This is a genomic window from Microbacterium sp. CPCC 204701 (assembly GCF_004010105.1).
Taxonomy (GTDB): domain Bacteria; phylum Actinomycetota; class Actinomycetes; order Actinomycetales; family Microbacteriaceae; genus Microbacterium.
In genome coordinates this window covers 20,598-27,432 of sequence record NZ_RRYE01000012.1, presented here as the reverse complement: position 1 = coordinate 27,432, position 6,835 = coordinate 20,598, and the positions used below count along the sequence as shown (strand labels likewise).

General features: G+C 68.1%; 7 protein-coding genes. 3 read left to right on the top strand and 4 right to left on the bottom strand.

What is annotated here, in order from left to right; genetic code table 11:
* Together EIO58_RS02415 and EIO58_RS02410 are read right to left on the bottom strand one after the other, a co-directional pair.
* The coding region (locus EIO58_RS02415) for an SDR family NAD(P)-dependent oxidoreductase (protein WP_127818105.1) at nt 1–243 on the bottom strand (243 nt) is incomplete at its 3' end.
* Nucleotide 244: 1 nt separating this feature from the next.
* Nucleotides 245–1,453: a thiolase family protein gene (locus EIO58_RS02410; RefSeq protein ID WP_127818104.1), complete on the bottom strand. Its 1,209-nt coding sequence runs from the start codon at nt 1,451–1,453 to the stop codon at nt 245–247.
* Between the two features lie 111 nt (nt 1,454–1,564).
* Here EIO58_RS02410 and EIO58_RS02405 point away from each other — a divergent pair, with 111 nt between their 5' ends.
* Genes EIO58_RS02405 through EIO58_RS02395 form a run of 3 tightly spaced genes read left to right on the top strand, consistent with a single transcriptional unit; the run spans nt 1,565 to nt 4,687 of the window.
* On the top strand, nt 1,565–2,725 hold the full coding sequence (locus EIO58_RS02405) for an acyl-CoA dehydrogenase family protein (protein WP_127818103.1): 1,161 nt from the start codon (nt 1,565–1,567) through the stop codon (nt 2,723–2,725).
* Nucleotides 2,726–2,753: 28 nt separating this feature from the next.
* Nucleotides 2,754–3,896, top strand: coding sequence for an acyl-CoA dehydrogenase family protein (locus EIO58_RS02400; RefSeq protein ID WP_164861501.1), 1,143 nt, complete (start codon nt 2,754–2,756; stop codon nt 3,894–3,896).
* Entirely contained in the window at nt 3,893–4,687 is a 795-nt protein-coding gene (locus EIO58_RS02395; protein WP_127818101.1) for an amidohydrolase family protein, read from the top strand. The genes EIO58_RS02400 and EIO58_RS02395 overlap by 4 nt, the downstream gene beginning before the upstream one ends.
* A gap of 36 nt (nt 4,688–4,723) precedes the next feature.
* Here EIO58_RS02395 and EIO58_RS02390 read toward each other — a convergent pair whose 3' ends face one another.
* Together EIO58_RS02390 and EIO58_RS02385 are read right to left on the bottom strand one after the other, a co-directional pair.
* Nucleotides 4,724–5,455, bottom strand: a complete 732-nt coding sequence (locus tag EIO58_RS02390) for a FadR/GntR family transcriptional regulator (RefSeq protein ID WP_127818100.1) — start codon at nt 5,453–5,455, stop codon at nt 4,724–4,726.
* 95 nt (nt 5,456–5,550) lie between these two features.
* A complete protein-coding gene (locus tag EIO58_RS02385; protein WP_127818099.1) occupies nt 5,551–6,774 on the bottom strand; it encodes a CaiB/BaiF CoA transferase family protein in 1,224 nt (407 codons plus the stop codon).
* Between the last annotated feature and the right edge of the window lie 61 nt (nt 6,775–6,835).

Below are 6,835 nucleotides of genomic sequence, written 5' to 3'. Positions count from 1 at the left end.
CACGAGTGCGCGCAGCGGTGCGGCCGACTCGGCGGCGTCGAGCGCCGCCTCGACGTCGTCGGGCGACGTCACGTCGCCGGGTGCGAACGTCCCACCGAGTTCGGCGGCGCGCTCCGCGCCCGCGGACGCGGGCAGGTCGAGAAGCACCACGTGCGCGCCCTTCGCCGCGAGCGTGCGTGCCGTGGCCAGTCCGAGTCCGGAGGCCCCTCCGGTCACGACGACCGATGTGCCGGCGACATCCATCTCATACTCCTTCGGTCGGGCGGCTCGCGTCGAGCCGTTCGATGATCGTGGCATTCGCCATACCGCCCGCCTCGCACATGAGCTGCAGGCCGTACCGTCCGCCGGTGTCTTCGAGCGCGTGCAGCATCGTCGTCATGAGGCGCGCTCCCGACGCGCCGAGCGCATGGCCGAGCGCGATCGCACCGCCGCGCGGATTGACCTTGTCGGGGTCGACGTCGAACTCGCGCAGCCACGCGAGAGGCACAGAGGCGAACGCCTCGTTGATCTCGATGTGGTCCATGTCGTCCAGCGTCAGGCCGGAGCGCTCGAGAATGCGTCGGGTGGCGGGGATCGGCGCTGTCAGCATGAGCAGCGGGTCATCACCGATGGCCGTCATGCTGTGGATCCGGGCACGGGGCGTGCAGCCGAGCTCTGCGGCGCGTTCAGCGCTCATGATGAGGAGGGCGGCAGAGGCATCCGTGATCTGCGACGAATTGCCCGCCGTGACGCCCCACTCGACGTCGGGAAAGCGCGCGGCGAGCTCGTCGGTGCGGAACACGGCGGGAAGTCCCGCAAGCCGCTCGGCCGTCGTGTCGGCCCGCACGGTGCTGTCGGCGTCGACGATTCCGTCCGGTGTCTGCACGGGAACGATCTCGCGACGGAAGTCGGACGCCGCAGCCCGCGCGTGCGAGCGGGCAGCGTACTCGTCCATCTCCGCGCGGGAGATGCGCCACCTCGCCGCGACGAGCTCGGCCGAAACGCCCTGCGAGGTGAGCCCGGGCGCATAACGGGCCGCGACGCCTTCGCCGTAGGGATCGGCGCCTGCGCGGGCGGATCCCATCGGCACGCGACTCATGGACTCGACGCCGCCGGCGATGACGATGTCGGCCTGACCCGACATGATCGCCTGCGCGGCGAAGCTCACCGCCTGCTGGCTCGACCCGCACTTGCGGTCGATGGTCGCTGCGGGCACATGCGCAGGGAAGCCGCCCGCGAGCCACGCCATGCGGCCGGGAGTCGCGGACTGTTCTCCGGACTGCGAGACGCAGCCGATGAGCACGTCGTCCACCGTTGCGGGATCCACCGGGTTGCGGTCCATGAGGTGACCCAGCGTCTGCGCGAGGAGGTCGACCGGGTGCACCGCCGACAGGGCACCGCCGACCTTGCCGCGCGCAACGGGCGTGCGCACCGCGTCGACGATGACGGCATCACGTGAGTTCGAAGGTGTCATAGGAATTGTTTATCATGATATACAGTAATTATCGCGGAATCGTTGCGCATCGATCGCTCGTCCGCTACATCTAGGATAATCAATAGCAACTACGTGAGGAGCGTGGTGTCGATGACGATCATCACGGTTGACGAACTGCAGGAGATCCGCAAACTCGCGGCCTCCGTTGCCAACGACATCTACGCACCCATCGCCGAGCATCTCGATGTGACGCGCACCCCCATCAGTGTGGAGCAGCGCCGAGAGCTCGGCGAGCTCGGCTTCCTCGGCATCGCGCATGAGGAGCAGTACGGCGGGTCGGCATCCCCCTTCTCCCACGCTCTCGCGGTCATCGAGGAGTTCGCGAAGGTGTGCCGTCCGGCCGCGTTCCAGATCTTCGAGTCCAACACCGGGCCCGCGCAGGTGATCGCCCGGCTCGGCACGCCCGAGCAGCGCGAGCGCTGGCTCCCCGACATCATCAGTGGCGCGCGCACGATGGCTGTCGCGATCAGCGAGCCCGACGCCGGCTCCGCCGCGACAGACATGAAGACGACCGCGCGACAGTCGGACTCCGGCGTGGTCGTCAACGGCACCAAGCGATGGATCTCGAACGGCGGTGAGGCAGACCTCTACCTGGTCTACGCGCGGCTGAGCGACGCGCCGGGTTCGAAGGGCATCGGAGCGGTCGTCGTCGAGAAGGGTACGCCGGGACTCAGCTTCGGCGTATCCGAGCGGCTCATGGGCTTCCGCGGAATTCCGTCCGCCGACGTCATCCTCGACGACGTGGTCGTCCCGAACGAGAACGTGGTCGTGCCCGCGGGTGACTTCAAGAAGCTCTTCGGGGTGTTCTCGGTCGAGCGTCTGGGCAATGCCACGATGAGCCTCGCGCTCGGGCAGGCGGCCCTCGACAAGAGCGTCGCGTATGCGCAGAATCGCAAGGCATTCGGCAAGGAGATCATCGAGTTCCAGACGATCCAGACGATGATCGCCGACATGCTGCTGGAAGTCGAGGCCGCGCGTCTGCTCATCGACCGAGCGGCCGCGACGGCGGACGGGGGGATTCCGAACCCGCTGTACGTGTCGCTGGCCAAGTGCACCGCCAACGAGATGGCCAAGCGCGTCACCGACCTGGCGATCCAGGTCCACGGCGGGAACGGCTACACCGAGGAGTACGGGCTCGAAAGGCTCCACCGCGACTCGCACGGCTGGGCGATCGCGGGCGGCACGCCGGCGATGCAGCGCACGCGTATCGTCTCGGAGCTTACGGGCCGTCGGTTCGACCAGCGCCGCTAGCCTGATCCCGACCCGAAAGGCGCAATCCGTGACCGAGACCCTGTTCGCGCTGGATGCCGCGCACGAACGGATCCGCGAGGCCGCGCGCACCCTCGCCGCCGAGGTCGCCCCGTTCGCAGCCGAGGCCGACGACGCGACCGAGGTGCACGTGCCGACCGCCGAAGCTCTCCGCCGCAGCGGCCTCGCGGCGTACGTCGTGCCTCGCGAGTTCGGAGGTCACGACGACACCCTCGACCCGCTCGCGCTCGCCATCATCCGCGAGCAGCTGATGGCGGTGTCGGCGCATCTCGACTCGCTGTTCGGCATGCAGGGGGTCGGAAGCTACGCGCTGAGCGTCGGGGGCAGCGATGAGCTTAGACGCGAATGGCTCCCGAAGGTGGCCCGTGCCGAGGCCATCCCGTCCATCGCCCTGACCGAGCCCGAGGTCGGGTCCGATCTGCGCGGCATCACGACCACGATCGCACAGGACGGCGACGTCCTGCGGATCTCGGGGCGGAAGGCGTTCATCACCAACGCCGGCGCCGCCGACTTCGCGTGCGTGCTCGGCAAGGAGGGTGACGGCTACTCGATGGCGCTCGTGCCGACGGACTCTCCCGGTCTTCGGGTCACGAGCGGGCCCGAACTGATCGCACCGCACATCATCGGCGAGCTGCATTTCGACGACGTCGTGGTGCCCGCCGTGAATCGCCTGGGTGAGCCGGGCAAGGCATTCGCCCTCATGCTGCAGACGCTCGCGGTCTTCCGCGTGTCGGTGGCGGGCTCGGCGGTCGGACTCGCCCAGGCCGCGCTCGATGAGGCCGTGCGGCACGCTACGAGCCGCGAGCAGTTCGGCAAGCCGCTGATGGCCCTCGGCTCTGTATCGCAGAATTTGGCGCTCAGCTGGGCCGAGATCGAAGCCGCCCGTGCGCTGACGTACCGTGCTGCGGCGCTCGCGGCATCCGACCCGCTCGCGCACATCGCCGAGACTTCGATGGCGAAGGTGATCGCCACCGAGACGTCGGCCCGCGTCGTCGACCGCGCCGTCCAGGCCATGGGCCGATTCGGCCTCATCCGCGGCAGCGTGATCGAGCGCCTCTACCGCAATGCCCGTCCGGTGCGCATCTACGAGGGGTCGACCGAGGTGCTGCTGGATTCCCTCGCCCGTCAACTCGCGAAGCGGACCACGTCATGATCATCGACGCGCACACCCACGTGTGGCCGGACGCCATCGCCGAGAAGGCACTCACGGCCAACCCCGTGCCCGGGCTCGAAGCACGCGGAGACGGAACGGTGCGGGGACTGGACGCCTCCATGGAGCTCTCAGGCGTCACCATGAGCTGCTGTCTCGGCATCGCGAACGAGGCGCGCCACGTCGACCGCGTCAACGGATTCGTCGAAGGGCTCGTATCGCCGTCGCGGTTCGGGTTCGGGACGGTGCACGTCGACCTGCCCGTCGAGGAGAACCTTGCGAGCCTCGCCCGCCACGGGATCACGGCCGTCAAGCTGCATCCCCTCTTCCAGCGGTTCGCGCTCGACGACCGGCGCCTGTGGGACATCCTCGACGCGTTCGGCAGCGAGATCGCCGTGATCACGCATGTCGGCGCCGGCGGCGGCGACGCCTTCACCAACAGCCTGTCGAGTCCCGCGATGATCGCCGCGATCGCCAGGCAGTTCCCGAACCTCCGGCTCATGGCCTGCCACTTCGGCGGCTACAAGATCCTCGACGATGCTGAGGAGATGCTCGCCGGCGCCGACATCGTCCTCGAGACATCGTGGCCGCCCTCGCTGACGACCCTCCGCCCCGAGCGCGTGCGTGCGCTCATCAAGAAGCACGGGGCGGAGCGCATCGTCTTCGGGTCGGACTGGCCGATGACCGATCCCGCCACCGAGATCGCGGCGATCCAGGGGCTTGGACTCACCGACGACGAGACGAAGCTCGTCCTGGGCAGCACGATGGCCCGCATGCTGCGACTCGACGTGTGATCCCGCCCGTCTCGCCGGGGCGGCGCAGGCGGTCGCTCACGTCCAGCTGATCGGCGCCTCGACGACCTCGGGATACTTGGCCTCGATGTACTGGGTGTACTCGCCGATGTGCTCACGCATCGCGTCCGCCGCGGCGACGGGGTCGTGCGCGGCAAGCGTCTCGTAGATGCGCGTATGGGCCTGATGCACCGCAAGGCGACGGTGCTCGGGGTACTCGATGCCGATCGACGTGCCGTCCAGGATTCCGGTGAGCGCGTCGATCATGTGGGCGAACAGCGCGTTGCCGGACGAGTGGGCGATGATGTCGTGGAACTCCTGGTTCGCGTCGGCGAACACCTCGGGATCGTCGATGTCGGCGAGCATGCGGTCGAGGTTCGCGCGCAGGGAGGACAGTTCGTCGTCGGTCATCCGTGACGCGGCGAGACGGCTCATGGCGGGCTCCAGGCTTCCGCGTGCCTCGATGATGTTGCGGTACGGAGCGTTCTCCATCTGGAGCAGCAGCGAGATCACCGTGGCAAGTCCGATGCCCGTCGGCTTCTCGACGACCGGACCGCCCCCCGGGCCCGGCTTGAGCGAGATGAGGCCCTGCAGCTCCAGATACCGCAGCGACTCTCGGAGCGTGCCGCGGCCGATCTGGTATTGCTCCAGCATCGCCTTCTCCGGTGGCAGCCGGTCGCCGGGCACGTTGCCACGGCGCTGGATGTCGGCGACGATCTGCTGTGCCACCAGCAGGGCGGTCTTCTGCGGGCGCAGGGTGGTCTGACTCATTCACGGTCTCTCTGCTGGTCCCGCCGATGACGATGGCGAGAACTGCGGCCAATGGTACGCATAGTTGCGCTGGTTTGTGCTCTTCGACGTACCGCTCAGCTGACGCGACTCGGCGCGCCCGTGACGATGCCGGCCGCGCTGAGTCTGTCGATCTCGTCGGTGCGCAGACCCAGTCGCTCCACGAGCACGTCGGCGGTGTGCTCGCCGACCTGTGCGACGCCTTCGTAGGCGGGACCAGGGTAGTCGCTCATGTGCAGCACGGGTCCCGGCATCTTGGCCGCGCCGAGCGCGGTGCCCGCAACGTCCACAAGCGTGCGCTCGAGGAAGTGGGGATCCTCGACGATGTCGCGGGAGTCGTTGACCGCGGCCGCGACGACCTCGTGCTCTTCGAGGATGGCCAAGACCTGGTCGCGTGGTCGCGCACGCACCCATGCGCGCACGACCTCCTGAAGCGACTCGTTGTTGCGCATGCGGGACTCATTAGTCGCGTAACGATCGTCGGACTTGAACTCGGGTCGACCCATGGCATCGAACAGGCGCATCGCGATCGTCTGCGCGGACGCCGCGATGGACAGCCACCCGCCGTCGGCGGCCTCATAGATGCCGCGCGGCGACGCCGCCCCCGAGCTGTTGCCCTGCCGAGTCGTGACGTAGCCCGTCGACGTGTAGTTGAGGAGCGCGTCTCCGAGGATGAACATGAGCGGCTCGTACAGAGCGACGTCGACCACGGAGCCGATCCCGGTGACACTGCGTCGATAGAGCGCCATCGCCGCGCCGAACGCGGCCGAGATTCCCGCGATCGAGTCCGCGAAGCCGAAAGGTGGCGCCGTCGGCGGTGTGTCGGGCCAGCCGTTGAGGAAGGCGAAGCCGCTGGCTGTCTCGGCGACGGTGCCGAAGCCCGGACGTTCGCGGTACGGACCCGTCTGCCCGAATCCGCTGATCCGCGCGAGGACGAGGCCGGGGTTCTCGGCCGCGAGCGAGTCGTAATCCATTCCCCACTTCTCGAGGCGGCCAGGACGGAACGACTCGATCACGACATCGGACTGGGTGATGAGCGACCGGACGAGGTTTTGACCCTCTGTCGTGCGTAGGTCGATGCCGACCGAGCGCTTCCCGGAGTTGATGCGCACGAAGCCGAGCGACAGCCCGTCCTTCTGGGGCTGCCACTGCCGTGCCATGTCACCGTGCCCGGGATCCTCCACCTTGACGACGTCGGCCCCGAAGTCGCGGAGCATTCGGCCGGCGGTCGGCGCCGCGTACATCGCCCCGAGCTCGAGGACGCGGATTCCCGCGAGGGGCGGGATGCTGGTGTCGGTCATGCTCGGTACCTCGATCTGGTGCGACGATGTTGACTGCTAATAATGATAGTAATAGATTTTG